We start from the raw sequence: 26,069 nt of genomic DNA on the forward strand, positions 1-26,069 counted from the left end.
AGGACCCTGACCGTCGCCGCGCCTTCGCGCATGAGCTCATGACCACGATAGTTTGGATGGTCAACGAATTAAAGGGGAGACAGATGGACTTTCCCGAGTTCCGGGTCGACGGAAAGGTCGCCCTGGTCACGGGGGCGGCGCGCGGCCTCGGACGGGCGATTTCGCTGGCCCTGGCCAACGCGGGAGCCGATGTCGCCATGGGCTTGCGGGACGCCGGCGACGACGGCGGGCTGGCCGGCGAGATCATCGGGATGGGCCGGACCGCACTGCCGCTGCAGATGGACATGGCCGTCCCGGGGCAGATCACCCAGGCGGTGCGGGAGGTGCTCGACCGCTTCGGCAGGATCGACATCCTGGTCAACAACGCCGGCATCGCCCCGGGCAACCCGGCCGAGGACGTCACCGAGGAGGACTTCGACCGCACGCTGGCGGTCAACCTGAAGGGCACCTTCCAGGCCTGCCAGACCGCCGGACGGGCCATGATCAGGCAGGGGTACGGCAGGATCGTGAACATCGGGTCCCAGGCCGGCGAGGTCGCCCTGCCCGGCGAGTCCGTCTACTGCATGACGAAAGCGGCGATCGCCCATCTCACCCGCTGCCTGGCGGTCGAGTGGGGGCCGCACGGCATCACGGTCAACAACGTCGCCCCGACCTTCATCCGCACGCCGGGGACCGCCGCGGCGCTGTCCGACCCGGCGTTCGAGGCGGACGTGATCGAGCGGATCGCGGCACTGCACCGCATCGGCGAGCCCATGGACGTGGCCGGCGCCGTGCTGTTCCTGGTCTCCCCCGCCGCCTCCCTGGTCACGGGGCACACGCTGGTCGTGGACGGCGGGTGGACGGTCCGATGAGGAAGCCGGCGTTCGAGGACACGTTCGACGGAGACCGTCTCGACGAGACGAAGTGGATCCCTTATTACCTGCCGCAGTGGGCCACCCGCGCCAGGTCCGCGGCCCGCTACCGGCTCGGCGACGGCCACTTGACGCTGCTGATCGAGGAGGACCAGCCTCCGTGGTCTCCCGAGTCGGAGGGCGACCTGCGGGTCTCGTCGTTGCAGACGGGGCTGTTCTCGGGCCCGGCCGGGAGCCGGATCGGACAGCACGGGCGTGGCGCCGTGGTCCGGGAAGAGCAGCCCGAAGTGCGGCTCTACACACCTCAGTACGGCCGGATCGAGATGCGCGCGAAGGCCGTCGACGACCCGCGGTGCATGGTGGCGCTCTGGATGATCGGCTTCGAGGACGAGCCTGAGCGCTCCGCCGAGATCTGCGTCGCGGAGATCTTCGGCCGTGACGTCGGCGCCGGCGAGGCGAAGATCGGCATGGGACTGCACCCGTTCGGCGATCCCTCGATCACCGACGACTTCACGGTGGAGACGCTGCCCATCGACGCCCGGGAGTTCCACGTCTACGCCGCCGACTGGACGCCCGGCCACGTCTCCTTCTTCGTGGACGGGCAGCACGTCAGGACCGTGAACCAGTCGCCGGCGTATCCGATGCAGCTCATGCTCAACATCTACGAGTTCACACCTGGAGGCTCCTACCCGAAAGAGTTCCCCGTGGACTACGTTCGCGGATTCGCGTCGTAGCCACCCACAGCGCGATCCCGATGTAGAGGACCTGCTCGGGAATGCGCTGCCACAACGGCGACGCCGGCTCGCCTCCGAAGCTGATGTCGCTGAGCGCGGCGTAGATGTTCGCCGGGAGCATGACCACGAAGAGCAGCGCCAGGCAGATCCCGGCCGCCCTGCGGGTCCCCTCGAGCACGAGCCCCACAGCCCCGGCCAGCTCCAGCACGCCGGTCAGATAGACCATGAAGGCCGGGAACGGCACGAACGGCGGCACCATGGCCACCATGTCGGCGTGGTTGGGCATGAAGGTCACGCCCGCCGGGACGAAGTGCGCGCCGGCCGTCATGACCAGCATGACGGCCAGGCCGTGGGCGGCGCTGACCCGCCAGGTGGCGAACCGGGCCACGCCCAGCACGCCCAGCAGCCGGAACACCAGCATGGCGACCAGCAGAACGATCACAACCATCAGAACCCCCTTGGATAGCTAAGCTATCTAGATAATAGATAACGTTGCTATCCAAGAGCAAGCGGGTTCCGTGGCGGCCACGACAATGATCATGACCGCCACGAAAACGTCACCGGGCGAGCGCGAAGTCCTTGACGCGCAGGTCGCCCTTGAACACGAGGTACAGGGCCCCCGTGCCGGCCTTGACCGCGGCGTTCGCCGCTCCGTACTGATAGATCCCGCCGGTGGCGGGAACCTGGACGGTGCCGAGCAGCGTGCCCGTCGGCGAGCCGAGCCGCAGCTCGAACGAGCCGCCGTTCACCGAGGCCACCGAGGCCGTGAGGCGGGAGCCCCACGAGGCGCCGGTGAAGGAGATCCAGTCACCCGCCGACCCCTCGACGACCTCGCCGCTCTCCTTGCTCTCGTCGGCGAAGAAGACGCCCGAGTAGTCGTCGAAGTCCATCGCCCTGGTCGTCTTGGCCAGGTCGCGGACGGGGACGGTCTCGCCGGACACGCGCAGCGTGGTGGCCTGGCGGATCCGGTCGGAGGAGGAGCCGACGAGGACGTCATGGGTGGCGGTCTCGACGACCCACTTGTTTCGGGTGTGGTCCCAGACGGCCAGGTCCGCCTTCTTCAGGGTGAAGGTGACGGTACGGGTCTCGCCCGGGTTCAGCGTGATCCGCTGGAAGCCGCGCAGTTGCTTGACCGGCTGCTTGAAGCGGGAGTCGCGCTGGTGGGTGTAGAGCTGGACGACCTCGTCGCCCTTGACCCTGCCGGTGTTGGTGACCTTGACGCTCACCTTCTCGCCCTGCGCCTGCAGCCCCTGGTAGCCGAAGCTGGTGTAGCTCAGCCCGTGGCCGAACGAGTAGAGCGGCTTGCCCTTCCCGTACAGGTACGTCATCCCGGTCTTGGCCAGGTCGTAGTCCAGGATGCTCGGCAGGCCGTCGGTGGCCGGCCAGGTCTGGGTGAGCCGGCCGCCCGGGTTCACGTCGCCGAACAGCACGTCGGCGATCGCGTGCCCGGTCTCGTTGCCGGCGTGCGTGGTCCACAGCAGGGTCGGCGCGTCCACGATCACCGGGTAGCTGGTCTCCAGGACCACGACGGTCTTCGGGTTGACCTTGCGCACGGCCTCGATCAGCCGCCGCTGCCCGTCGCCGAGCTTCAGGTTGTCGCGGTCGTGGAACTCGCGCCCGGCCACGAACGGGTGGCTGCCCACCACCACGACCGCGACCTCGGACTTGGCGGCCTGTGCGGCGGCCGCGGCGATGCCGTCGGAGACGACCTCCTTGCCGAACTTCGCCGCCTGCGCCTTCGGGGCCAGCGCGAGCGTGCCTTCGGAGGTCACGGTCACGTACGGGTCGGGCAGGGCGTACCAGCTCTCGACGGTCTCGTAGCCGGCGTACCTGATCAGGTAGCTGCCGTCGGACTGGCGCTCCAGGGCGAACTGCTGCTGGACGTACCAGCCGTCGGGCTCGGCGTCGTCGGTGTCGAGCGAGCGCCAGTCACCGCCGAGCAGCTTGCCGTTGCCCGCGTTGCGCAGCGTGGACACGCCGCCGGTCCAGTCGGTCAGGTCCCATTGGGAGGCGGCCGTGGGCGCGGTGTCGGTGAGCGCGGCGTTGTCGTCGGGGCCCGTGCCGGTGGCGGTGATGTACTTGCCGGAGGTCAGGTGCTTGAGCGCGATCCGCTCCAGACCCTCGCCGGTGGCGACGTCGCCGACGCGCTCCTTGATCCCGTCGAGCGGGGTGACCTGGTAGGGCTGCTGGCCCGAGTACCAGTCGCGGTAGAGCTTGGCGGACAGCGGCCCGACCACGGCCGCCGACTTGGGCTTGGCGAGCGGCAGCACGCCGGAGTTCTTCAGCAGGACGGCGGCCTTGCCCGCGGCCTCGCGGTTGAGCTTCTGGTTCGCGGGACTGTTGATCACGTCCTTGGTGATCTTCTTGTACGGCCCGCCGTCCGGGTCGAAGTGCCCCAGCCTGGTCCGGATCGACAGGGCGTGGCGCACGGCGTTGTCCACGTCGGCCTCGGTGATCCGACCCTGGTCCAGGGCGGCCTTGAGGTTCGTGACCATCGGACCGCTGTTGCTGTCGTCGATGGTGAAGCTGTCCTGCCCGCTCTTCAGCACGGCGGCGAACGCCTCGGGCTTGTTGTCGAAGTACTTCTGCAGGTCGGTGAGCGCGTGCGGGCCCCACGCGTCGCTGACGTTGTAGAGCGTCTTGTCCGTCCACGACCTGACCACGGTGTTCAGGTCCGGATTGACGTGCGCCGGCCGCCCGTTGACCAGGTTGTACGAGGCCATGACGCCGGTCGCGGCGTCAGCCGAGATCGCCCGTTTGAAGCCCTGCTCGTAGTACTCGCGCTTGAGCTTCGGCGTCAGGTTGGAGGAGGTGAGGCTGCGGTTGGTCTCGTTGTTGTAGCCCAGGTAGTGCTTCAGCACGGGCGCGGCCTTCAGGTAGAAGGGGTCGTCGCCCTGCAGGCCCTTGCCGTAGGCCGTCGCCATGGCCCCGGTCAGGAGCGGGTCCTCCGAATATCCTTCCTCGTTGCGGCCCGCCCGCGGGTCTCGCAGCGGATCCACCACGGGCGCCCATACCTGCAGACCCCACAGGATCGGGTCGACGTCGTTGAAGCCCCGCACTTCGTCGCCGACCACGGAGCCGACCTTCTTCATCAGCTCCGGATCCCAGGTGCTGGCCAGGCCGACGGCCTGCGGGAACACCGTGCCGTCGGCGAACTTCTGTCTCCAGCCGTCGTTGAGGTGGTTGGACCAGGCGACGCCGTGCAACGCCTCGGTGCCGTTCTTGTGGTAGGCGATGCCGAGGCGGGGGATCGCCGCCTGCGACTGGTGCAGCAGGCCCAGTTTCTCGTCGAGCGTGAGCCGGCCGAGCAGGTCGTCGACCCGCTGCTCCAGCGGCAGGCTCGGGTTCTGGAACGGGTAGTCGACGGCCTGCGCCGGGGGCACGACGAGCAGTGAGGCCGCCAAGGTGAGGGTCGCTAACAACGGGATTCTTAGACGCATGGGGGGTTCTCCATCACTTGATGGCGCCGACCGTCACTCCACGGGTCAGCGTGCGCTGGAAGATCAGGAAAAAGGCGATCGCCGGCACGACTCCGAGCAGGGCCGAGGCGCTGGACATGGTGGCGTCCATGAACTTCTCGCCCTGCAGGACCGCGAGTGCGACGGGCACCGTCTGGGTGTCGTTCGAGATCAGGAAGATGAGCGGCAGGAAGAACTCGTTCCAGGTCCAGATGAAGAAGAAGATCAGCAGGACGTTGAGGGTGGGTCTGCTGATCGGCACCACGATCTGCCACAGTGAGCGCAGCCGCCCCGCGCCGTCGATCGCCGCAGCCTCGAGGATCTCCTTCGGGAACTGCCCCAGGACCGCGCTCAGCAGGTACGTGCCGAACGCCGCCTGGATCACGGTCATGACGATGATCACGGCCAGCTGGGTGTCGTACAGCCCGACGGCCTTGGACAGGTAGTAGAGCGGGTAGGCCAGCGCCTCCTGCGGCAACGTGTTGGCCACCAGGAACAGCACGAGGATCGACAGCCGGCCCTTCACCCTGCCGATGCCCAGCGCGTACGCGTTGAGCACCGACAGCACGACGGCGAACACCGACACGGAGGCGCTGATGACGAAGCTGTTCCAGAGCTTCGTGCCGAAGTCGACCCGGTTCCAGAAGTCGATGATCCCCTGGAGGTAGAGCCCGTCAGGCAGGCTGAGCGGGCCCTGCGTGTTGTACTCGGCCGGCGACTTGACCGCGTTGATCGCCACGATCGCGAACGGGAACATCATCACGACGGCCAGCACGACCATCGCGAACAGCACCGCCCAGCGTCCGGGGCCCCTCATTGCTCACGCTCCTGGACCCGCAGGAACAGGAACGTCACCACGATGATGATCAGCGCCAGCACCGTGGCGATCGCGGAGCCGTACCCGACGTTGCTCTTCTGGAAGAAGTTCAGGTACGAGAAGTACGACGGGACCATGGTCGCGTTGCCGGGCCCTCCCCGCGTGAGCACGAAGATCGGCCCGAACACCTTCAGCGCGGCGATCGTGCACGTCAGCAGCACCACGAAGATCTCCGGCCGGATCTGCGGGATCGTGATGTGCCAGAACTTGCGCCACCACGAGGCCCCGTCGATCTCGGCCGCCTCGTAGTAGGCCGGGTCCACCCGCTGCAGCCCGGCCATGAAGATGACGACCGGGTAGCCGAGCTGGAACCACACCATGACCGCCATGACCGTGGCCAGCGCCAGGTCGGGATCGCCCAGGTAGTCGAGGTCCAGCCCGAAGATCTGGTTGACCGCGCCGTACGACGGGTGCAGCATCCAGCCCCACACCACGCCGGCCACCGCCACCGGCAGGACCTGGGGCAGGTAGTACATCGCCCGCAGCGCCGAGGCCGTGCGCGGCCCGAACCGTTTGCCGATGTAGTCGAACAGGGCGGCCGCCAGCACGAGCCCGATCGCGGTCGGCACGATGGCCATGGCCACGATCAGGCCCACGTTGTGCTGGAACGACTGCCAGAACCGCTCGTCCTGGAGCAGCCTGGCGTAGTTGTCGAACCCGATCCACCTGGGCGTGCCCACCCCCGACCAGCGGGTGAAGCTGGCGCCCACGTTCATGAGGAACGGCACCACCATGACGCCCAGGAAGAGAATCAGGCTGGGGGTCAGGTAGAGCCAGTACCCCCTCGTGCGTACTCTCATCTAGTTGCCAATGTCGGCGAGGTTGTCCTCGTAGGGCTTGGCGATCTCGTCCAGCACCGCGGAGGGCGTCTTGCTTCCGTTGATGAGGTTCTGGACGCCGGCCACGAGGACGTCGTAATAGCCGGGCGCCGGCCAGTCGGGGTAGAAGGCCAGGCCGTCAGCGGTGGTCAGCTTGTTGAAGGACTCGATCAGCTCCTTGCTCTTGGCGTCGGTGATCGCGGCCGGGTCGGCGGCCACGGGTACGCCGCCGGAGTTGCCCAGGAGGTTCTGGATGTCCTTGCTCATCGTGATGTCGATGAAGTCGTAGGCCAGATCCTTGTTCTTGGAGTTCTCGGGGACGACCCAGAGGTTTCCGCTCGAACCGGGCGACATGGTGGTGCCGGGGAACAGGAAGTGACCCCACTGGAAGTCCTTGATCGTGGAGGCCACGCGGCCGTACCACCAGCTACCGCTGATCATGACGGGGAACTTGCCGTTCATGAACGCCACGCCCATGTCCTCGGCCTTGAGCCCGGCCGAGTTCTTGGCGATGTACCCCTTCTTCACCCACTCGGCGAACGTGTCCGCGCCGTAGGTGAACTCGGGGCCGTGGAAGTCGACCTTGCCCTTGTAGGACTGGAACGCATCCAGCCACGGCTTCTGCGCCTTGGTGAGCGCGAGCTGGTAGAGGATCTGCTGCGCCGGGTATTCGGCGCCGGCGTTCGCGATGGGCGTCACCCCGGCCTTGACGAACGTGTCCAGCCCGGCCGTGAACTCCTCGAACGTCGTCGGGACCTTGACCTTGTGCTTGTCGAACAGGTCCTTGTTGTAATAGACCATCACGAACTCGCCGTAGTTCGGGATGCCGTACCAGTTGCCGGCGCCCATGACGCCCCGGTCGTCATATTTGGCGGTCGTCTGGAGGCCGCCGGGTAGCAGCTTGTCCCAGCCGCGCTTGGTGGCCTCCTCGGTGAGGTTCGTCAGCAGACCCTGCTTGGACAGCAGACCGGCGGTGGCGTTGCCCTTGTTGTACTCCATGATGTCGGGCGCCTCGTCGGAGTTGAGCACCATGCTGGCCGTCTTCTGGATCTGTTCGAAGCCCTTCTCCTCGAACTTGACGGTCACATTCGGGTGCGACGCCTCGAACTTCTTGATCGCCTCGGCCCACGCCTTGGCCATGGCGCTGTCCTTGGACTCGTAGTGCCAGAGCTTCAGCGTGCGTGGCTGGTTGCTCTGCGCGGGCGACGGACTCTCCGAGCCGGAGCCGCAGGCTGCTAGGGCGAGCGCGGCGGCGGCCAGCACCGCGGCGCCTCTCAACTTGACCATGATCCCTCCAGGGGGTGTTACGAGATGACGGCCCGAGCGGGAGCTCCGGTCACCGGGGCGATCTCGACCGCGGTGACGCGCTTCGGGCCGGTGACGGCGACGTGCAGCTCGTCGCCGTCCCTGGTGGCGACGGCGACCGTCACGCCGTCTTCGTCGTGGATTTCGACAGTGCCGTCGCCGCCCCCGAAGGCGACGAGGGTGATCTCGGCCGGCACGTCGACCGTGTCACCGGGGGTGGTGACCGGGATGAGCGCGCCGTGCCGGGCGAAGAGGGGGATCTGGTCGAGCGGCTTGGCGACCCGGACGTAGCGGGAGCCCTCCAGCACCTCGCCCGTCCAGTAGTCGACCCACGTGCCGCGCGGCAGGTACACCTGCCGGACGCCCTCCGGCGCGATCATGGGGGCGACGAGCAGGTCACGGCCGAACAGGTACTCGAGGTCGGCCTGCCAGGCCACCGGGTCGTCCGGGTAGTCCACGCACAGCGCCCGCATCATGGGCGCGCCGGTGCGCGCGGCCTCGACGGCCGCCGAGTAGATGTACGGCATCAGCCGGTAGCGCAGCTTGAGCGCCTCCACGGCCTGCTTCTCGACGGCCGGGAACTCCCACGGTTCGCGGGTGGTCGTGCCGTGCAGCCGCACCAGCGGGGACACGGCGCCGAACTGGGTCCAGCGAACGTACAGGTCATCCGTCGGCCGGCCGGTGAAGCCGCCCGCGTCGTGGCTCCAGAACGGCACGCCGGACAGGCCGTGCGCGAGCCCGCCCCTGATCGTGCTGCCCATGGCGGCGTAGCTGGTGTAGGTGTCGCCGTTCCACTGGGCGCTGTGGCGCTGCCCGCCGAGGTACGACGAGCGCGCCCACACCAGCTCGTGCCCGTTGACCTCGCGGGTGACCTCGGCGACCGCGTCGTTGAACAGCAGCGTGTAGACGTTGTGCAGGTCGGTCCCGCTCATCCCGTTGTACGCGACGGCGTCCGCCGGCACGCCTTCGGCGAAGTCGGTCTTGAACGCGTCCACGCCCTGCCGCAGCAGGCTTTCCAGCAGCCCCTTGAACCAGGTGACGGCCGCCGGGTTGGTGAGGTCGACGATCCCGCAGGCGGGGAACGATCCGTGCCAGCAGTCGGCGACGTAGACCTCCCCATCCTCCCTCTTCATGAAATATCCGGCTTGCGCCGCCGTCTCGAAGGCAGGGCTGAGATGGGAAATGTAGGGATTCATCCAGAGACAGACCTTGAACCCCATCCCATGCAGCTCGTCCAGCATCCGCTCCGGCTCGGGGAAGTTGACGGGATCCCACTGCAGATCCGACCAGTGCCCGTCGGTCTGCCAGTACGTGTCCAGGTGCAGCACGTCGCACGGGATCCCGCGCTCCCTGATCGTCCGCGCCCTGGCCAGCACCCGCTCCTGGCTGTCCACGCAGAACCCCGACGAGATCCAGGTCCCGAACGCCCACTTCGGCGGCAGCGACGGGCGGCAGGTCAGCAGGTCGTAGCGGTCCAGGACCTCGGACGGGGTCGGGCCGGCGATCACGTAGTAGTCGATGACGTCGTCGGGCACCAGGATCTGCACGACGCTGTGCGTGGACTGGCACACGTCGAACTCCGTGGGCGCGCCGCTGTCGACGAGGATCCCGTAGCCCTTGCTGGAGACGTACAGGGGGACGTTCTTGTACGCCCGCTGCGACTCGGCGCCGAAGGCGTCGAAGTTCCACATGAGCGGGCGCTGGCCTCGCTTGTCCAGCCGCGTGAACGACTCCCCGAACCCGGCGAACGCCTCGTCGGGGGCGGCGGCGAAGCTCTCGTGGTAGGCGACGGAGGCGCCGTTCGCGGTCGAGCGGCCGAAGGGCAGCGTACGGAGCCTGCCGCTGATGTCGGTGTGCCCGCGGTCCTGCTCGACCAGCGTGTTCCCGGAGGCATCGGTGAAGCGCAGGTGCCACGGCGCGAGGCTGATCTCGGCCCGGATCGAGCCCGCGTCGATCACGATCGGCTCACCTGGGGTGACCCCGGCACGTGCCCCTGGATACGTGCCGGGGGCCACCATCGAGATGGCCCCCTCCGACCGCGGCCGCGTGGCCGCGTCTTCCGACAGCCGTACCCGGATCACGCCCTCACCGGCCACGCCCACCTGGACGACCAGCGTCTCCTCCGCCGTGGTGACCGCCTTCAGCATCACCTCGGCGCCGTCGGCCGCGACCAGCTCGGCCGCGGTCAGCGCCGACAGGCCACCCTCGCCTCGCGCGCGAACCGGAAGCTCGGGCGGGTCCGCGACGAAGTACTCGTGCGCGACCAATGGGGGGCGATAGGGCATGGAAGCTCCTTTTGAACGGCTGCGCCAACTCGTGAATTAGTTTGCTGTCCATACCAACAAACGTCAACGGTCAGCGCCCTGGTGTCTGCCCCGGAGCCCGTCGGAAGACCTAGGACCAGCGCCCGGTCCGCCACCCACCATGAACTGGGCACACTGATCCGCGTGATCTTTCCGGCCACGCGTCCCTTCCTCGTGGGCATGTTCGTCGACGCGCTCGGCAACGGCCTCTACCTGCCGTTGACGTTGCTGTTCATCCAGCAAGTGACAGGGTTGCCCGTCACCACGGTCGGCCTGGGCGTGACCGTGGCGGCCGCGCTCGGCCTGGCGGCGAACCCGCTCGCCGGGGTGATCATCGACCGGTTCGGCGCGCGTACCGTGCTGGTGGGCACGTACGTGATCCGCGCGCTCGGCTTCGCGCTCTACCCGCTGGTGGACGGCTTCGGCCCGCTCGTCGCGGTCGCGGCTGTGGACGGCCCCTCAGCCGGGCGCACCTTCCTGTCGCCTTCCGGACGCCTGCTCCGGTACGGCACGACAGCCGGCACCGCCGCGTTCGAGCAGCGCTTCCTGGACACCCTGAACGGCCGGGCCTAGCCGAGCTTCATCAGCCCGGACAGGTCCGCTTTCAGTGCGTCGAGGTCTTGGGCGGCGCGGGTGCGCGCCTGCGCCACCTCACCCGTCACCGGCACGACGACCTCCAGATAACACTTGAGCTTGGGCTCCGTGCCGGATGGGCGGACCACGACGCGGGCGTCTCCGGTCAGGCGGAAGCGCAGGCCGTCCGTCGGCGGGAGGCCGCCCTCGCCCTTCGCCAGGTCGTCCACGCCCAGCACCGTCCGGCCGGCCAGCTCGGCCGGCGGCGTGGTGCGCAGGCGGGTCATGGCGTCAGTGATCAACGAGAGATCGGCCACCCGGAACGACAGTTGCGACGTGGCGTGCAGGCCATAGCGTCTGGCCTGGTCGTCCAGGAGGTCGAGCAGGGTGCGGCCGTCGCGCTTGGCCGCAGCGGCGATGGCCGCCACCGTCAGCGCCGCGCCGATGCCGTCCTTGTCGTGGACCGGGAGTCCGGCGTCGGAGCCGACGCTGTAGCCGATGGCCTCCTCGTAGCCGAAGACCAGGCCGGGGCCGGCCTTGATGATCCACTTGAAGCCGGTCAGCGTCTCGCCGTAGCGGACGTCGTACGCTCGGGCGATCTTGCCCAGGAGGGTCGAGGAGACGATCGTGGTGGCCACCATGCGGTCGCCGGTGGTGTGGGTGATCACGTGTTCGGCCAGGAGGCCGCCCACCTCGTCGCCGGTCAGCATGCGGCAGCCGCCGTCGGGCAGCGGCACGCCCACCGCGCACCTGTCGGCGTCCGGGTCGTTCGCGAGGACCAGGTCGGCGCCCTTCTTGGCGGCAAGGGCGATCGCCAGATCCATCGCGCCCGGCTCCTCCGGGTTGGGGAAGGACACCGTCGGGAAGTCGGGGTCGGGCTCGCGCTGCTCCTCGACCGCCATGGGACTCTCGAAGCCGGCGTCCAGGAAGGCACCGGTCAGGGTGGCCGCGCCCACACCGTGCAGCGGCGTGTAGGCGACCTTGAGGTCCCGGGCCTCGCCCAGCGGCAGGGACGTCACGGCGTGGAGGTAGTCGTCGATGATGCCCTCGCCCAACTCCGTCAACGTGCCGGGGGCATGCAGCGGGAGCCGGTCGACGGGGCCGGCCGCGTCGATGGCGGCCGAGATCTCGCGGTCGATCGGCGGCACGATCTGGGAGCCATCGCCCCAGTAGACCTTGTAGCCGTTGTCCCGCGGCGGGTTGTGGCTGGCCGTGACCGTCACCCCGGCGTCGGCGCCCAGGTGGCGTACGGCGAAGGCCAGGACCGGCGTGGGCAGGGGGGCCGGCAGGAGGGAGGCGTGCAGGCCGGCGCCCGTCAGGACGGCCGCGGTGTCGCGGGCGAACACGTCGGACTTGCGCCGGGCGTCGTAGCCGATGACCACGTGCTTGCCGGGGCCGAGGACCTTGGCCAGGCCGGCGGCGGCGCGCATGACGGTGACACGGTTCATGCGGTTGGGGCCCGCGCCCAGCTCGCCGCGCAGGCCGGCGGTGCCGAACTCCAGCTTGGCCCCGAACCGGTCCCGCAGCCCGGCCAGGTCCTCGCCCTCGATCAGGGCCGACAACTCGGCGCGGGTGTCGGGGTCGGGGTCCTGCGCCAGCCACCGGCGAGCGGACTCCAGCAGGTCACCCGGGCCGCCGGCCACGACGGCGTCGCCGGTGGGACCGTGGTCAGAGCCGGTGGGGTCGCGCCGGTCGTTCGCGGGACTCACAGCCCGTCCACCACCTTGGCGAGCAGGACGCCCATGCGGGCCGCCGTCGAGCGGCCGACCTCCAGGACCTCCTCGTGGTTGAGCGGCTCGCCGGACAGCCCCGCGCCGGGGTTGGTGACCAGGGAGACGCCGAGCACCTCCAGGTTCGCCTCGCGCGCGGCGATGGCCTCCAGGACGGTGGACATGCCCACCATGTCGCCGCCCAGCGTGCGCAGCATGCGGATCTCGGCCGGGGTCTCGTACGTCGGCCCGCGGAAGGCCACGTACACGCCTTCGGCGAGGGTCGGGTCGATCTCCCGGACCAGGGCGCGCAGACGGCGCGAGTAGACCTCGGTGAGGTCGATGAACGTGGTCCCGGTGATCGGGTTGGCGCCGGTCAGGTTGATGTGGTCGCTGATCAGAACCGGGTCGCCGACGTTCTGCGTCTCGGGCCGCAGGCCACCGGCGGCGTTGGTGAGCACGATCGTGCGGACGCCGGCCGCTGCCGCGGTGCGCACGCCGTGCACGACCGCGTCCACGCCGAGCCCTTCGTACAGGTGTGTGCGCCCGAGGAAGACCAGCGCGTACCGCCCGGTCGAGGTGCGCATCACGCGGATCTTGCCGCCGTGCCCGGCCACGGCCGGCGCCTGGAAGCCGGGCAGGTCGGTGAACGGGATCTCGCTCACCGTCTCGCCGATCGCGTCGGCGGCGGGCACCCACCCCGAGCCCATGACGAGCGCCACGTCGAAGGTGTCGAGGCCGGCGGCGTTGTGCAGTGCCGCGGCGGCCTCACCGGCCAGGGTGTATGCGTCGTTGCTCACAGCTCAGTAGTTTAGGAGGAGCCTGTCCAGCACCCGCACCCCGAACTGCAGCGCGTCGACCGGCACCCGCTCGTCCACGCCGTGGAACATCGAGGCGAAGTCCATGTCCCCGGGCAGCCGCAGCGGCACGAACCCGAACCCGCGCACCCCCAGGTCGGCGAAGAACGTCTTGTTGTCGGTGCCGCCCGACATGCAGTACGGGATCGCCCGCGCCGTCGGGTCCTCGGCCTTCAGCGCCGCGATCATCGACTCGACCAGCGCCCCGTCGAACGTCGTCTCCAGCGCGATGTCGTGGTGCACGAACTCCCGCCGGACCCGCGACCCGATCAGCGAGTCGACGGTCTTGAAGAACTCCTCCTCGAACCCGGGCAGGAACCGCCCGTCGATCACGGCCGTGGCCTGGCCGGGGATCACGTTCGACTTGTAGCCGGCGCCGAGCTGGGTGGGGTTCGTGGTGTTCCGCAGCGTCGCGCCCACGAAACGCACGAGGGGCCCGATCTTGTCGAGGATCGGCTGCGGGTCCGACTCGTCGAAGGGGATGCCGAAGGCGTCGGCGACCTCGGTGAGGAACCGGCGCACGGTCGGCGTGTACGTCAGCGGCCACTCGTGATCACCGATCCTGGCCACGGCCTTGGCGATCTCGGTGACGGCGTTGTCGGAGTTGAGCATCGAGCCGTGTCCGGCGGTGCCGTCGGCGATGAGCTTCATCCAGGCCAGGCCCTTCTGGGCCGTCTCGATCAGGTAGAGCCGCAGCGACGCATCCACCTCCAGCGAGTAGCCGCCGACCTCGCTGATCGACTCGGTGACGCCCTCGAACAGCTCGGGGTGGTGCGCGGTGAGGTATTTGGCGCCGTACACGCCGCCGGCCTCCTCGTCGGCCACCCACGCGAACACGATGTCGCGGCGCGGCCGCCGGCCCTCGCGCTTCATCTGGCGCAGCACCGCCAGCATCATCGCGTCCATGTCCTTCATGTCCACGGCGCCGCGGCCCCAGATGTAGCCGTCGCGCACCTCGCCACCGAACGGGTCCACCGACCAGTCGGCGGCGTTGGCCGGCACCACGTCCAGGTGCCCGTGGACGAGCAGGGCCGGCAGGGACGGATCGGTCCCCTCGACGCGGGTGATCACGTTGCCGCGGCCCGGCTCGCTCTCGACGTACGTCGCCTCGATGCCGGCCTCGGCCAGCCTGGCCATGACGACCTCGGCCGCGGCCCGCTCGCCGGGGCCGGTGCCGTCCCCGTAGTTGCTGCTGTCGACGCGGATCAGCTCCACGCAGAGGTCGGCGACTTCCTTCTCGGCAGGTGTCATGGCGTTTTCTCCAGTGTGAGCAGTCCGGACTTGTGCAGGTGCCCCCGCTTGTAAGCGCGGGTGATGAGGGTCAGGTCGCTGTCGGTGATCTCGTCGAACGAACCGACGACGCCGGTCATGAAGCGGTAGAGGTCGGCCTCGTGAGCCGTGACCACCTGGACGATCAGGGAGTGCGTGCCCGAGGTGGCGGCACAATAACGTACGTTCGGGTGCCCGGCCAGTCGCTGCCCGACCTGGTCCAGCCCGTACGGGCGCACCTTCAGCCAGAGCATGGCCTCCACCTCCAGGCCGAGCAGCGCGGGCTCCACCTCCGCGCGCGGCAGCAGCAGCCGCCGCTCGATGAGCGAGGTCACCCGGCGGCGGGCGGTCGGGACGGACACGTCGAGGCGCTCGGCGACCGCGGTGAACGCGATCCTGCCGTCGGCGGCCAGCAACTCGGCGATCTCCTGCTCCAGAGGTGACAGGCCCTCCTCGTCGGGCAGCCTCTCAGGGGGCGGCACCGGCCGCAACTCGGCGACCTCCTGCTCGGTGAGGTACGGCGCGTGCCACTCCGCGACGGTCCTGAACGTGTGGAGAACAACTTGCGTCTGCGTCTGCAAGACCCCGTCTATCGCGCTGATTTCCGCGGACAGGATCCGGTGCAGCGCCTCGCGGGACGGCGAGACCAGCTCGCAGCCCAGGTCGGCGGCGCCGGTCAGCGCGTAGACCGAGCGCGTGTCGGGCCGGTCGGCCAGCGCCTTGGCGACCTGGCTCGCGGTGCCGGGGCGCACCTGGACGTGCAGGTGCGCGGGTCTCCCGTGCCCGGTGCGCAGGTCGTCGTAGATCGCCGTGACGCGTACCACGCCCTCCGCGATCAGCCGTTGCAGTCGGCGGGCGACCGTGCGCTCGTGCTCGCCCACGGCCCGGCCGATCTCGCCCCATGAGGCGCGCGGGCTGACTTGGAGCGCGGCGACGAGGCGCCGGTCGAGAACGTCCACCTGCAACCGTTTCTGTGTCGGGAATGTAAACATGCCGCCGGATATTTGACTGTTTCGGTCGTCTCTATGCAAAGTAAGCCATCACCGCACATGTAGCAAAGGAGCCCCCCGTGGCGACCTCCCCCGTCGCGCACTCACCCGTCGGCATCCCGAAGAGCCGTGTCCGCCAGCTCATGGCGGCCAGCATCGGCAACGTCGTCGAATGGTACGACTGGTATGCCTACAGCGCCCTCGCGACCATCTTCTCCGCCCAGGTCTTCCCGAAGAGCGCCGGTGGCCTGGTGCCGTTGCTGAGCGTGTACGGCATCTTCGCCGTCGGCTTCTTCATGCGCCCGCTGGGCGGCCTGCTGGTGGGCGCGTTCGCCGACAGGTTCGGGCGCAAGGCCGCGATGACGTTCACGATCGTGCTGATGGGCGCCGGGTCGCTGCTGCTGGGCGTGACGCCGACGTACGAGGCCGTGGGCCTGCTGTCACCGATCCTCCTCACCCTGGCCCGCCTCATCCAGGGACTGTCGGTGGGCGGCGAGTTCGCCGCCGCGACGACGTTCCTGGTGGAGTCGGCCCCGCCCGGCCGCCGTGGCCTGTTCTCGAGCTTCCAGTACGTCAGCACCACCATCGGCCAGCTGCTGGCCCTCGGGCTGGCCGCCCTGCTGACCTCCAGTCTGGCGAAGCCCGACATGGACTCCTACGGCTGGCGCATCCCGTTCATCGTGGGTGCCGTGCTCAGCCTCGTCGGCCTGTGGATCCGCAAGAGCGCGGACGAAACCTCGGCCGTCGCGGAGGAGATCCAGCGCGGCGAGGCCAAGCGGCCGAAGTTGTTCGAGTTCCTGGTGCAGTACCCCAGGGCCGCCGCCACGATCGTCGGCATCACGATCGCGGGCACCGTCGCCTACTACACCTGGACGACCTTCCTGCCGATCTACGCGCAGATCACCGTCAAGTTCGACGTGGCTGAGTCGCTCCAGGTCGGCACGATCTCGCTGTTCGTCTTCATGGTGTTGCAGCCGCTGCTCGGTATGTTGTCGGACCGGATCGGCCGCAGGCCCATGATGATCACCTTCGGGATCGCCTTCGTGATCCTGCCGGTGCCGCTGCTCAGCACGCTGTCCAACTCGTTCGGCAGCCTGCTGGCCGTGCAGCTGGTCGGCATGCTCTTCCTCGGGTGCTTCACCTCGATCTCGGCCGCGGTGAACTCCGAGCTGTTCCCGACCCGGGTGCGGGCGGCCGGTGCGGGCTTCCCGTACTCGGCGACCGTGGCGCTTTTCGGCGGCACCGCTCCGCTGATCGGCACCGCGCTCAAGGACGCGGGGAACGTTGGGATCTTCCCTTGGTACATGTCGGCGCTGGCGGTGATCTCCACGCTGGTCTACATCTTCGTGCTGAAGGAGACCAAGGACCAGCCGCTGCGCTAGCCGCCGAACGAGGTGCAGGGGCGCTCCCGCAGCTCCTTGACGTAGTCGTCGGGGGCGCCCGCCCGCTCGGCCGCCTCCGCCAGGCTGCCCAGGTAGCGGGCCGACGGCAGGCCGCCCTCGTAGCCGTCGAGCGCGTAGAACCAGGCCACGACGTCGCCGTCGAGGGTCTGCACCCGCAGCCGCACCTTGTGGTAGGCGCCGCGTACCGCACCCTCCCACTGGTCGAGCGAGGTCTCCTCCCACTCCGGCACGTCGTAGAGCACGACGAACACGTGCTCGTCCGGGTCCTCGACGATCGTGGCCAGCGCGCCGTCCCAGGCCGGGTCGTATCCGCCGAACGTCAGCCGCCAGCCGGTCAGCCAGCCGACGCCCCAGATCGGCGAGTGCGGGGCGCGCATGGCCATCTGCTCCGGGTCCATGTTCGAGCCGTACGCGGCATAAAGCCTGAGCTCATGCGGCTTTCCCGAATCTGCGAGCCACGCCACGATCCACCCCTCTCGCCGGGTGCTGCTCGTCGTCCAGCTACCGCGCCATCCTGCCATGCCGAGGGGCCGAGTCGATCCATCCGGACGTCCGTGCGCGGCGTCTGCCGCGAGGAATGAGCCCGGTTGCAGCTTGACCCCGCGCGTACGGGAGAATGGGACACGTGACGAGGATCGTGATCATCGGTGGCGGACCCGGCGGCTACGAGGCGGCGCTGGTGGCCGCCCAGCTAGGCGGGCAGGTCACGATGGTCGAGCAGGACGGCCCGGGCGGCGCGTGCGTGCTGACCGACTGCGTGCCGTCCAAGACGTTGATCGCGACCTCGGTCCGCAAGCAGGCGCTGCTCGACGCGCCCTCGCTGGGGCTGTCGTTCGACGGCGGGCCCGACGGCGACGCCGGGACGGTCGGCGTCGACCTGCCGATGGTCAACAAGCGGGTGAAGGAGCTGGCGCAGGCCCAGTCCGCGGACATCGCCGCCCGGGTCGAGGCCGAGGGCGTCGAGATCATCAAGGCACGCGGGCGGCTGGTGGACCCGCAGGTGGTGCGGGCGGGGGATCGGACGATCCGGGCCGACGTCTTGCTCGTGGCCACCGGCGCGACCCCGCGTGTGCTGCCCGGCGCCGAGCCCGACGGAGAGCGCATCCTCACCTGGCGGCAGCTGTACGACCTGGAGGAGCTGCCGGAGCACCTGATCGTGGTGGGGTCGGGCGTGACGGGGGCGGAGTTCGCCGGGGCCTACCGGTCGCTCGGCGCCGAGGTCACGCTGGTCTCCAGCCGGGACCGCATGATGCCCAACGAGGACGCCGACGGGGCCGAGGCGCTCGAGGAGGTCTATCGGCGGCGTGGCATGAACGTCATGGGGCGCTCGCGGGCCTCCTCCGTCAAGCGCACCGAAGACGGGGTCGTGGTGACGCTGGAGGACGGGCGTACGGCCGAGGGCTCGCATGCGCTGATGACGGTCGGCATGGTGCCCAACACCTCCGGGATGGGGCTGGAGGAGGCCGGGGTCCAGCTCGATCGGGGCGGTTTCGTCAAGGTCGACAAGGTCTCGCGCACGTCCGCGCCCGGCGTCTACGCGGCCGGTGACTGCACGGGCGTGCTCATGCTCGCCTCGGTCGCCGCCATGCAGGGGCGCATCGCCGTCTGGCACGCGCTCGGCGAGGCCGTCCAGCCGCTCCGCCTGGCCACGGTCGCCTCCAACATCTTCACGGATCCCGAGATCGCGGCGGTCGGGGTCGCCCAGCGGGCCATCGAGGAGGGGGAGATCGAGGCGAACGTCGTCAAGCTGCCGCTCGCCACGAACGCCCGGGCCAAGATGCAGGGCTTCAACGACGGGTTCGTCAAGCTGTTCTGCCGGCCGCACACCGGGATCGTGCTGGGCGGGGTCGTGGTGGCGCCGCGGGCGTCGGAGCTGATCCTGGCGGTGTCGGTGGCCGTCCAGCAGCGGCTGACGGTCGACCAGCTGGCGCACACGTTCGCGGTCTACCCGTCGCTGTCCGGCTCCATCACCGAGGCCGCCCGCCGCCTCATGCAGCCCCAGACGGCCAGCGGCATCTGACCGGCCGTCCCCCGTCAGGATCTCCGGCCAGGTCCCCGGCCATGGTCAAGGGACGGAACCCCCCTTCAACCCGCTGGAGCGCGACGCCCGGAATCCTCGCCGGGCGTCGCGCCATGGTTCAGTCCTTCAGGCGGAACTGCAGGTCGGTGTCCCAGTTGTTCATGTCGGGTTCCTCGGCCGGGTTCGTGTTGTAGAGCTCCAGCCGGCACCCCCAGTGCTCCGTCCCGTCCTTCTCCGTCATGTCCCAGGTCAGGCCCTGGTCCTTGGCCCACTTCAGCATCGAGTCGGTGACGCCGATGAGCTGGTCCGGGTGGCCGTGGTGGGAGACGGCGACGTAGCGGCCCGCGGGCAGGACGTCGGCGAAGATGTCGCCCTCGCCCTCCACCGGCGTGGCGAGCGGCACTCCCGCCTGCACCACCAGCCGATCGGCGGCCATGTCGATCTCGTCGTACCTGAAGAACGGCGCCCCGGCCGGATACTGACCGCGCTCGGCCAGCCAGCCGATGATCTCACCGATCCGGTCGCCGACGAGGCCGAACTGGGTCATGGTGATGGTCCTGCGCACGCCGACGTACGGACGCTCGGGAAGTTCGATGATCTCTGGCATGTCTCTGTTTCCTCCTTCACCTCTCAGTACGGAGCACGTGCCCGAAACTCATCGGCAGTCCGAAGTACGGGAACAGGCCAGGATCCAGGTACGTGGTGTCGCCGATGATCAGGCCGCCGGCGACGTCGAGGACCACCAGGGCGAACGGCTCGCCGTTCACGTACTGCCCGAAGGCCGGGGAGCCGTTGGCCCGCGTCGGGACGAGGCGGGAGCCGGCGCACGCGGCGTCGGCCTCGGCCGCGAGCAGGACGGTGCGGATGTTCTCGCGCCCGCGCAGCCACCACGTGAACGGCGGCATCGACGACGTGGCGTCCTCGTGGAGCAACGACACCAGCGCCGCCACGTCATAGCGCTCGAACGCCGACACGTAGCGGTCCAGCAGACTCTCGTCCACCTCCGCGTCGGCCTCCCCGGTCGCCGGGAGCCTGGCGCGGGCGCGTTGCAGGGCGCTGTTGACGGACGTGACCGTGGTGCCCAGCAGCCCCGCCGTCTCGGCGGCGGACCATTTCAGCACGTCGCGGAGGATGAGGACGGCACGCTGACGGGGCGGCAGATGTTGCAGGGCCGCCACGAACGCCAGCCGGATCGTCTCCTTCGCCACCGACACATCCGCCGGGTCGAGGGCGCGGGCGTCCGGAATGGGGTGGATCCACCGGTCCGGCGAGAGCGGGGCGCCGAGGCCGTCACCGGGGATCGCGTCGGGGACGAGGTCCATGGCGCGCGCCCGGCGCTGCGGGCCGCGCAGCATGTCGAGGCAGATGTTCGTGGCCAGATGGAACAGCCACGGGCGCAGCGGCCCCCTGGCCGGGTCGTACGTGCGCCAGACCCGGACGAACGTCTCCTGTACGGCGTCCTCGGCCTCGAACCCCGAGCCGAGCATGCGGTAGCAGTAACCGGTCAGCTCGATCCGGTGCCGCTCCAGGTCGATGGTGTCCACTACGCCGGAGTCACTTCCATCTGGAGCTCGGTCACCCACTCGTCCACGTTGTCCGGGCAATGCAGGGAGATCTCTCTGGCCAGGCCATGCGAGCGGAAGCCGTTCTCCTCGATCCAGTGCGCCAGCGCCTGGAACGTCGGCCCGACCTCCTCCATCGGCCCCTCATGGATGATCGTGGCCGCCGTCTCGATGGCGGGCAGGTCGAGCACCTCGAAGTCGTAGGAGTCGTCGGGCGGCACGGTGACCGGCAGGCATGCGTGCACCATGACCGATCCGTCCTCCTCCTCCATATAGCAGGCCAGACCGGGGCCCACGATCGGCACGCCGGCCGCCGCCGTCCGGCAGCAGATCTCGCGGAACAGCGGCTGGATGACGGGGCCCACGTCCTCGCCGTCGTAGCTGGCCGCGCGGGCACGGAGCTGGGCCACACGTAGCGGGGCCACCCTCTTCAACACGACCTCGGCCGTCTTCATATACCCCTCTGTCTCGATCGTGCGGAGCCTCGCCTCCACGCCCCGCAGCCTGGCGAGATCGGAGGCGATCTGGGCCTCGAGCTGGGCGCGGCGCAGGCGGACCATGCCGTGCAGTTCCTCCGCGCTCACCTTCTCGTCGAGGATCGCCCTGACCTGCTCCAGCGTGAAGCCGAGATCCTTGATCGCGACGATGCGGTTGAGCCTGGACAACTGCGCGGCCTGGTAGGACCGGTAGCCGGTGACCGGGTCCACGTGCGCGGGGCGCAGCAAACCGATCGCGTCGTAGTGGCGGAGCATGCGTACGGACACGAGCCCCAGCCTGGCGAAGTCTCCGATGCTGAACATGACCTCTCCAGGTGTAGGCCCTGACACGGTGTCAGGGTCAACCTATGGCGTTTAAAAGGGCGTTGGGATATTTCGCGATCTGGCCGGAGAGGTCGGCATGACCAACGCTGGCGGCGGGCCTCCTGGACGAGATCGTCCCGCAGGAGGCGCTGGTGGAGACGGCCATCGCCCGCGTCCGCCGCTGGACGGTCCCCGGCACTGCCACGGCCGTCCACCTGTCGCTGTTACGCCCTCCACGGGAGGAGGTCGAGCGGGCCTTCGAGCGCGAGACGGAGGCCGCCGGGCAGGTCGAGGAGACCGGGCTCGCACAGGCGGGCATGGCCAGGTTCGCCGAGTCGCGCAAGGTCAGGGAATGACGATCGCCACGACCACCAGCACGGCGCAGGGTCAGGGAGTAACGATCGCCACGATGACGAGCGCGACCGCGACGGCCAGCACCGCGATCGCGTCGTAGGACCAGACGGCCCGGACCGGCGCCGCCTCGCCGTCGCGGCGCCGGGCCGACTCGGCGCGCTCGCGGATCTGATCGCCCACCCAGTCGGCGTGCGTCTTGCCCGCGAACGCCTCCGCCGCCGCCTGCTCGCCCTTGCTCAGCACGGGCTCGGCGCTCAGCCGCCCGCGCCGCTGCCCGGACATGCCGCGCCGCTGCGCCTTGGCCCGCTCCCGGGCGCTGCTCATCGGCGTCCACAACCGCAGCACCTGCTCCTCGCCGTAGTGGAGGCCGATGGCGTGTGACACGGTGACGTCCTCGATGGACGTCCACGGCATGTACGTCGTACGGAACGGGTTGCGGGCGACCAGCTCCGCCTCTGTGAACACGGTCGCCGGCCGCAGCGCCACGACGTAGACCAGCGCGGTCAGCACGCCCAGCACGGCCAGCGCCACCAGGGACGGCTTGCCGTTGTACTTGCTGATCAGGTCCCAGACGTTGAAGGCGACGAAGGCCAGCCAGACCCACGCCAGCACGAACGCGGTCTTGCCCCGGTAAACCTGCTTCACGACTGCCACTTGAGCTGCGCGAACCCCGGCTTGATCCGGCCGTTGATGAGCGCCAGCCGCTCGTCGAACGGGATGAACGCCGACTTCATCGCATTGACCGTGAACCACTGCAGGTCGTCCCAGCCGTACCCGAACGCCTCGACCAGCTTGGCGAACTCCAGCGACAGGCTCGTCCGGCTCATCAACCGGTTGTCGGTGTTGACCGTGACCCGGAAGTAGAGCCGCCGCAGCAGCCCGATGGGATGCTCGGCGATCGACGCGGCGGCCCCGGTCTGCAGATTGGACGTGGGACACATCTCCAGCGGGATGCGCTTGTCCCGGACGTAGGCCGCCAGCCGCCCCAGCTTGGCGGGACCGTCGTCGGCCACGGCGATGTCGTCGATGATCCGCACGCCGTGCCCCAGCCGGTCGGCGCCGCACCACTGGATGGCCTGCCAGATCGAGGGCAGCCCGAACGCCTCGCCCGCGTGGATGGTGAAGTGCGCGTTCTCCCGCTGCAGGTATTCGAAGGCGTCGAGATGCCTGGTGGGCGGGTATCCGGCCTCCGCCCCGGCGATGTCGAAGCCCACCACGCCCACGTCGCGGTAGCGCACGGCGAGCTCGGCGATCTCCATGGAGCGGGCCTGGTGGCGCATGGCCGTGAGCAGCGTGCCGACGCGGATCCCGCGGCCCTCCGAGCCCTGCTTGAAGCCGTCGAGCACCGCCTCCACCACCTGGTCGAGGCTCAGCCCGGTGGTGGTGTGCTGCTCGGGGGCGAAGCGCACCTCGGCGTAGACCACACCGTCCGCCGCCAGGTCCTCGGCGCACTCGGCGGCCACCCGCACGAGCGACTCGCGGGTCTGCATGACCCCGACGGTGTGGTCGAACGTCTCCAGGTAACGTACGAGCGATCCCGAATCCGACGCCTCCTCGAACCACTGGCGCAGATTGTCGGCATCGGTGGTGGGCAGCCGACCGTAACCGGTCTCCCGGGCGAGCTCGACGATCGTCTCGGCGCGGAGCCCGCCGTCGAGGTGATCGTGCAGCAACACCTTGGGAGCCCGCCGGATCTCGTCAAACGTGGGGCTCATCCGGCCATGATATGCGGTCTCGGCCCGCGCTCTCCGGCGAGAAGGCGGGCAGGCAGATCGCGATGTATTCGGCACCCTCGGGACCGACGCTGTAGCGGACCTTCTCGCCCGGCGACGTCACCACCGACTGCCCGGCCGCGACCTCCGTCCGGCCGCCGTCGTGCTCCACGATCACGGTGCCGCGCAGGACCACGGTGTACTCGGTGAACGAGGGCGTCTGCGCCGGCTCCTCCCAGCCCGGCGGCGCGGTCATGCGGGCGATGGAGACGGCCTCTTCGCCGCTGCTGACACGGCCGACGTGCTCGTCGATGAGCTTGCCGCCGGGGACGGGGACGCGGGCCGGGCCCTCGATCTTTCTCACCACGAGGTCAGTGTGCCACGTCGAGCACCAGCCGGTTGGGCGCGGCCAGCTCCATGAGCTGGAACGCGGCCTGCCTGGCCAGCACCAGCCCGATGCCGACGCGGCCCTCGAAGTCGCCGGTCCGTACGACGTCGGTGAGGTTGCCCAGGTCGGCCGGGTAGATCGGGCCGCCCTCCCAGGTGGGCCGGCCGTCGTCGTCGTGGGCGTTGGCGGGGAAGAGCGTGAGTTGCAGGTACGCGCCCCCACGTACGTCGATGGGCTTGCCGGAGCCGTCCTGTACGAACTCGTCCACCCATCTCACGTTGTATCCAGGGATATCGCCTTTGAGGTCGATGACCAGGCGGTCGTACGTTTCGTGGGCGTCGTACCGCACGGCTGTCACGACGGCGGGCTCGATGCCGTCCCGTTCGACGTCGACCTCGGCCGTGCTGGTCGGGGCGCTCGGCGCGGGGGCCGCGGTCGATTCGGTCGCGGACGGGGTTTCGGGCAGGGCGGTCTGGATGGTCTGGCCGCAGGCGGTGAGGACGGCCAGGCAGGCGAGCGGGGCGACGACGCGGGCGCGCGACGACCTGCCTCCGGACGGGGATGACGGTCGCATGCCCGGTAGATGCCCAGGCCCACGCCTCCGCAAGCGGCGTTTCCCCAGATCCCAGGGCCTTTTCCGAGCGAGTACGGGATGACGGGAAGGGCCCCACCAGGACGGCGGGGCCCCTTTGTCCACAGCGTCAGACGGTCTCGTAGACCTTCGCGTCGTCCTGCTCCACGGCCGCGGCCTTGCGGCCGCGCAGCCCGGTCGCGGAGATCGCCAGCCCGACCAGGGCGAGCACCAGCGACACCACGATGGCCGCGCGCAGGGAGTCGATCGAGAGCGTCTCGCCGGCGCCGCCCGAGGTCAGCACGGCGGTGACCACGGCCAGCACGATGGCGCCGCCCACCTGCCCGGAGGTGTTGAGCAGCCCGGAGGCCAGCCCCTGCTCGTCGTCGTCCACGCCGCTGACGGCCTGGATGTTCAGGGCGGGGAACGACAGCGCGAACGCGACGCCGAGCAGCAGCATCCCCGGGATCACCATGCCGGCCAGGCTGGGCGAGGAGTCGATGCCCAGGAAGATCGCGTACCCGCCGGCCAGGGCGGCCGCGCCGATGACGATCATCTTGCCGGTGCCGAACCTGTCGGCGAAGTCGCCCATCTTGGTGGAGGTGATCGCGACCAGCAGACCGGCGGGCACGAAGGCCAGGGCGGTGCCCAGGGCCGACCAGCCCAGGAGGTTCTGGAAGTACTGCATGGCCACGAACTGGAAGGCCACGTACGAGCCGAACAGGATGACCAGGCCGAGGTTGGCCCGCACGATGTGACCGGAGCGCAGGATGCCGAGCCGCACCAGCGGGTGCTTCATCCGCAGCTCAGTGATGACGAAAAGCCCGAGCAGCGCGGCCACGGCCACCAGCGAGCCGATGGTGCGGAAGGAGGCCCAGCCGGCCTCGGGTGCCTGCACGACGGTGAAGACCAGCAGCAGCATCGAGGCGGTGATCAGCACGGCGCCGAGGACGTCATGGCCGCCCTCGGCCCGCTCCTCGGCGCCCTTCGGCAGCACCTTCAGCGCGGCGACCAGCGCGATGATCGCGACGGGCACCGGCATCAGCAGCGTCAACCGCCAGTCGAGCTGGGTCAGCAGACCGGAGATCACCAGGCCGAGCGAGTAGCCGCTCGCGCCGCAGGCGGTGAAGATGCTCAGTGCCTTGTTGCGCTCCGGGCCCTCGGGAAACGTCGTGGTGATGATCGAAAACGCCGCGGGCGCGGTGAACGCGGCGGCCACACCCTTGACGAACCTGGCCGCGATCAGCAAGGCGCCGTCGTCCACGATCCCGCCGAACAACGACGCCACGGCGAACACGCCCAAGGCGATCAGGAACACCCTGCGCCGCCCGAGCAGATCGGCGGTCCTGCCCCCGAGCAACAGAAGACCGCCGTAGCCGAGCACGTAACCGCTGACCACCCACTGCAGGGACGAGGTGCTCAAGCCCAGATCGTGCTGGATGGCCGGCAGGGCGACACCGACCATCGAGACGTCCAGGGCGTCAAGAAATATCACTGCGCAGAGAACGGCAAGCGC

At 69.4% G+C, this 26,069-nt stretch carries 25 protein-coding genes; 6 read left to right on the forward strand and 19 right to left on the reverse strand.

Annotated elements, in window-relative coordinates; genetic code table 11:
• The first annotated feature begins 83 nt into the window (after nt 1-83).
• Nucleotides 84-851, forward strand: a complete 768-nt coding sequence (locus ACIBX3_RS04355) for an SDR family NAD(P)-dependent oxidoreductase (protein ID WP_397112942.1) — start codon at nt 84-86, stop codon at nt 849-851.
• The gene (locus tag ACIBX3_RS04360) at nt 848-1,585 is read left to right on the forward strand and encodes a glycoside hydrolase family 16 protein (protein WP_397112944.1); all 738 of its coding nucleotides are present in this window, start codon (nt 848-850) and stop codon (nt 1,583-1,585) included. Before ACIBX3_RS04355 ends, ACIBX3_RS04360 begins: the two co-directional genes overlap by 4 nt.
• Here the strand turns inward: ACIBX3_RS04360 and ACIBX3_RS04365 are convergent.
• The 6 genes from ACIBX3_RS04365 to ACIBX3_RS04390 all read right to left on the reverse strand — a co-directional run bounded on the left by ACIBX3_RS04365 (nt 1,521) and on the right by ACIBX3_RS04390 (nt 10,328).
• Nucleotides 1,521-2,033 (reverse strand): hypothetical protein, encoded by a 513-nt coding sequence (locus ACIBX3_RS04365; protein ID WP_397112946.1) that lies wholly within the window; start codon nt 2,031-2,033, stop codon nt 1,521-1,523. The genes ACIBX3_RS04360 and ACIBX3_RS04365 overlap by 65 nt on opposite strands.
• Before the next feature lie 109 nt (nt 2,034-2,142).
• Complete coding sequence (locus ACIBX3_RS04370) at nt 2,143-5,025, reverse strand: glycoside hydrolase family 3 C-terminal domain-containing protein (protein ID WP_397112947.1); 2,883 nt, start codon at nt 5,023-5,025, stop codon at nt 2,143-2,145.
• Nucleotides 5,026-5,038: 13 nt separating this feature from the next.
• Entirely contained in the window at nt 5,039-5,860 is an 822-nt protein-coding gene (locus tag ACIBX3_RS04375; protein ID WP_397112949.1) for a carbohydrate ABC transporter permease, read from the reverse strand.
• Nucleotides 5,857-6,498: a carbohydrate ABC transporter permease gene (locus ACIBX3_RS04380; protein ID WP_397113393.1), complete on the reverse strand. Its 642-nt coding sequence runs from the start codon at nt 6,496-6,498 to the stop codon at nt 5,857-5,859. The genes ACIBX3_RS04375 and ACIBX3_RS04380 overlap by 4 nt, the downstream gene beginning before the upstream one ends.
• A gap of 222 nt (nt 6,499-6,720) precedes the next feature.
• A complete protein-coding gene (locus ACIBX3_RS04385) occupies nt 6,721-8,025 on the reverse strand; it encodes an extracellular solute-binding protein (RefSeq protein ID WP_397112951.1) in 1,305 nt (434 codons plus the stop codon).
• A 17-nt stretch (nt 8,026-8,042) separates the two neighbouring features.
• Nucleotides 8,043-10,328 (reverse strand): TIM-barrel domain-containing protein, encoded by a 2,286-nt coding sequence (locus ACIBX3_RS04390; RefSeq protein ID WP_397112953.1) that lies wholly within the window; start codon nt 10,326-10,328, stop codon nt 8,043-8,045.
• A 162-nt stretch (nt 10,329-10,490) separates the two neighbouring features.
• On the opposite strand from ACIBX3_RS04390, the gene ACIBX3_RS04395 reads away from it, so the two are divergent.
• A complete protein-coding gene (locus ACIBX3_RS04395) occupies nt 10,491-10,919 on the forward strand; it encodes an MFS transporter (protein WP_397112955.1) in 429 nt (142 codons plus the stop codon).
• On the opposite strand, the gene ACIBX3_RS04400 is transcribed toward ACIBX3_RS04395, so the two are convergent.
• The 4 genes from ACIBX3_RS04400 to ACIBX3_RS04415 form a co-directional block, all read right to left on the reverse strand.
• Nucleotides 10,916-12,562 (reverse strand): phospho-sugar mutase, encoded by a 1,647-nt coding sequence (locus tag ACIBX3_RS04400; protein WP_397113394.1) that lies wholly within the window; start codon nt 12,560-12,562, stop codon nt 10,916-10,918. The two genes, ACIBX3_RS04395 and ACIBX3_RS04400, sit on opposite strands and share 4 nt — an antisense overlap.
• 62 nt (nt 12,563-12,624) lie before the next feature.
• The gene (locus ACIBX3_RS04405) at nt 12,625-13,428 is read right to left on the reverse strand and encodes a purine-nucleoside phosphorylase (RefSeq protein WP_397112957.1); all 804 of its coding nucleotides are present in this window, start codon (nt 13,426-13,428) and stop codon (nt 12,625-12,627) included.
• A gap of 3 nt (nt 13,429-13,431) precedes the next feature.
• Complete coding sequence (locus tag ACIBX3_RS04410) at nt 13,432-14,736, reverse strand: M20/M25/M40 family metallo-hydrolase (protein ID WP_397112959.1); 1,305 nt, start codon at nt 14,734-14,736, stop codon at nt 13,432-13,434.
• The gene (locus ACIBX3_RS04415; protein ID WP_397112961.1) at nt 14,733-15,713 is read right to left on the reverse strand and encodes an Lrp/AsnC family transcriptional regulator; all 981 of its coding nucleotides are present in this window, start codon (nt 15,711-15,713) and stop codon (nt 14,733-14,735) included. The genes ACIBX3_RS04410 and ACIBX3_RS04415 overlap by 4 nt, the downstream gene beginning before the upstream one ends.
• A 110-nt stretch (nt 15,714-15,823) precedes the next feature.
• Between ACIBX3_RS04415 and ACIBX3_RS04420 the strand changes: the two genes are divergently transcribed.
• On the forward strand, nt 15,824-17,125 hold the full coding sequence (locus ACIBX3_RS04420) for an MFS transporter (protein WP_397112963.1): 1,302 nt from the start codon (nt 15,824-15,826) through the stop codon (nt 17,123-17,125).
• Here the strand turns inward: ACIBX3_RS04420 and ACIBX3_RS04425 are convergent.
• A complete protein-coding gene (locus tag ACIBX3_RS04425; protein WP_397112965.1) occupies nt 17,122-17,610 on the reverse strand; it encodes a gamma-glutamylcyclotransferase in 489 nt (162 codons plus the stop codon). The genes ACIBX3_RS04420 and ACIBX3_RS04425 overlap by 4 nt on opposite strands.
• A 161-nt stretch (nt 17,611-17,771) precedes the next feature.
• Between ACIBX3_RS04425 and ACIBX3_RS04430 the strand changes: the two genes are divergently transcribed.
• Entirely contained in the window at nt 17,772-19,166 is a 1,395-nt protein-coding gene (locus ACIBX3_RS04430; protein ID WP_397112967.1) for an NAD(P)H-quinone dehydrogenase, read from the forward strand.
• Nucleotides 19,167-19,284: 118 nt separating this feature from the next.
• On the opposite strand, the gene ACIBX3_RS04435 is transcribed toward ACIBX3_RS04430, so the two are convergent.
• Genes ACIBX3_RS04435 through ACIBX3_RS04445 form a run of 3 tightly spaced genes read right to left on the reverse strand, consistent with a single transcriptional unit; the run spans nt 19,285 to nt 21,528 of the window.
• Nucleotides 19,285-19,773, reverse strand: coding sequence for a GyrI-like domain-containing protein (locus ACIBX3_RS04435; RefSeq protein ID WP_397112969.1), 489 nt, complete (start codon nt 19,771-19,773; stop codon nt 19,285-19,287).
• Between the two features lie 16 nt (nt 19,774-19,789).
• Nucleotides 19,790-20,710, reverse strand: a complete 921-nt coding sequence (locus tag ACIBX3_RS04440; RefSeq protein ID WP_397112971.1) for a sigma-70 family RNA polymerase sigma factor — start codon at nt 20,708-20,710, stop codon at nt 19,790-19,792.
• On the reverse strand, nt 20,710-21,528 hold the full coding sequence (locus ACIBX3_RS04445) for a MerR family transcriptional regulator (RefSeq protein ID WP_397112973.1): 819 nt from the start codon (nt 21,526-21,528) through the stop codon (nt 20,710-20,712). Before ACIBX3_RS04445 ends, ACIBX3_RS04440 begins: the two co-directional genes overlap by 1 nt.
• A 152-nt stretch (nt 21,529-21,680) precedes the next feature.
• Here ACIBX3_RS04445 and ACIBX3_RS04450 point away from each other — a divergent pair, with 152 nt between their 5' ends.
• A complete protein-coding gene (locus tag ACIBX3_RS04450) occupies nt 21,681-21,884 on the forward strand; it encodes a hypothetical protein (protein ID WP_397112975.1) in 204 nt (67 codons plus the stop codon).
• Nucleotides 21,885-21,915: 31 nt separating this feature from the next.
• Here the strand turns inward: ACIBX3_RS04450 and ACIBX3_RS04455 are convergent, their stop codons facing one another.
• The 5 genes from ACIBX3_RS04455 to ACIBX3_RS04475 form a co-directional block, all read right to left on the reverse strand.
• Nucleotides 21,916-22,527, reverse strand: coding sequence for a hypothetical protein (locus ACIBX3_RS04455; protein ID WP_397112977.1), 612 nt, complete (start codon nt 22,525-22,527; stop codon nt 21,916-21,918).
• On the reverse strand, nt 22,524-23,597 hold the full coding sequence (locus ACIBX3_RS04460; protein ID WP_397112979.1) for an adenosine deaminase: 1,074 nt from the start codon (nt 23,595-23,597) through the stop codon (nt 22,524-22,526). Before ACIBX3_RS04460 ends, ACIBX3_RS04455 begins: the two co-directional genes overlap by 4 nt.
• Entirely contained in the window at nt 23,581-23,961 is a 381-nt protein-coding gene (locus tag ACIBX3_RS04465) for a cupin domain-containing protein (protein WP_397112981.1), read from the reverse strand. The genes ACIBX3_RS04460 and ACIBX3_RS04465 overlap by 17 nt, the downstream gene beginning before the upstream one ends.
• 4 nt (nt 23,962-23,965) lie before the next feature.
• A complete protein-coding gene (locus tag ACIBX3_RS04470) occupies nt 23,966-24,556 on the reverse strand; it encodes a hypothetical protein (protein WP_397112983.1) in 591 nt (196 codons plus the stop codon).
• A gap of 127 nt (nt 24,557-24,683) precedes the next feature.
• Nucleotides 24,684-26,048: an MFS transporter gene (locus tag ACIBX3_RS04475; RefSeq protein WP_397112985.1), complete on the reverse strand. Its 1,365-nt coding sequence runs from the start codon at nt 26,046-26,048 to the stop codon at nt 24,684-24,686.
• Between the last annotated feature and the right edge of the window lie 21 nt (nt 26,049-26,069).

Source organism: Nonomuraea sp. NPDC049480, from assembly GCF_044465905.1.
Lineage (GTDB): Bacteria > Actinomycetota > Actinomycetes > Streptosporangiales > Streptosporangiaceae > Nonomuraea.

What these genes read in the sequence shown, in the direction of transcription:
- ACIBX3_RS04445 (WP_397112973.1), bottom strand. Translation starts at nt 21,528, where the DNA reads ATGTTCAGCATCGGAGACTTCGCCAGGCTGGGGCTCGTGTCCGTACGC.
- ACIBX3_RS04380 (WP_397113393.1), bottom strand. Translation starts at nt 6,498, where the DNA reads ATGGCCATCGTGCCGACCGCGATCGGGCTCGTGCTGGCGGCCGCCCTG.
- ACIBX3_RS04470 (WP_397112983.1), bottom strand. Translation starts at nt 24,556, where the DNA reads ATGCGACCGTCATCCCCGTCCGGAGGCAGGTCGTCGCGCGCCCGCGTC.
- ACIBX3_RS04390 (WP_397112953.1), bottom strand. Translation starts at nt 10,328, where the DNA reads ATGCCCTATCGCCCCCCATTGGTCGCGCACGAGTACTTCGTCGCGGAC.
- ACIBX3_RS04435 (WP_397112969.1), bottom strand. Translation starts at nt 19,773, where the DNA reads ATGCCAGAGATCATCGAACTTCCCGAGCGTCCGTACGTCGGCGTGCGC.
- ACIBX3_RS04365 (WP_397112946.1), bottom strand. Translation starts at nt 2,033, where the DNA reads ATGGTTGTGATCGTTCTGCTGGTCGCCATGCTGGTGTTCCGGCTGCTG.
- ACIBX3_RS04360 (WP_397112944.1), top strand. Translation starts at nt 848, where the DNA reads ATGAGGAAGCCGGCGTTCGAGGACACGTTCGACGGAGACCGTCTCGAC.
- ACIBX3_RS04355 (WP_397112942.1), top strand. Translation starts at nt 84, where the DNA reads ATGGACTTTCCCGAGTTCCGGGTCGACGGAAAGGTCGCCCTGGTCACG.
- ACIBX3_RS04375 (WP_397112949.1), bottom strand. Translation starts at nt 5,860, where the DNA reads ATGAGGGGCCCCGGACGCTGGGCGGTGCTGTTCGCGATGGTCGTGCTG.
- ACIBX3_RS04460 (WP_397112979.1), bottom strand. Translation starts at nt 23,597, where the DNA reads ATGAGCCCCACGTTTGACGAGATCCGGCGGGCTCCCAAGGTGTTGCTG.
- ACIBX3_RS04385 (WP_397112951.1), bottom strand. Translation starts at nt 8,025, where the DNA reads ATGGTCAAGTTGAGAGGCGCCGCGGTGCTGGCCGCCGCCGCGCTCGCC.
- ACIBX3_RS04410 (WP_397112959.1), bottom strand. Translation starts at nt 14,736, where the DNA reads ATGACACCTGCCGAGAAGGAAGTCGCCGACCTCTGCGTGGAGCTGATC.
- ACIBX3_RS04370 (WP_397112947.1), bottom strand. Translation starts at nt 5,025, where the DNA reads ATGCGTCTAAGAATCCCGTTGTTAGCGACCCTCACCTTGGCGGCCTCA.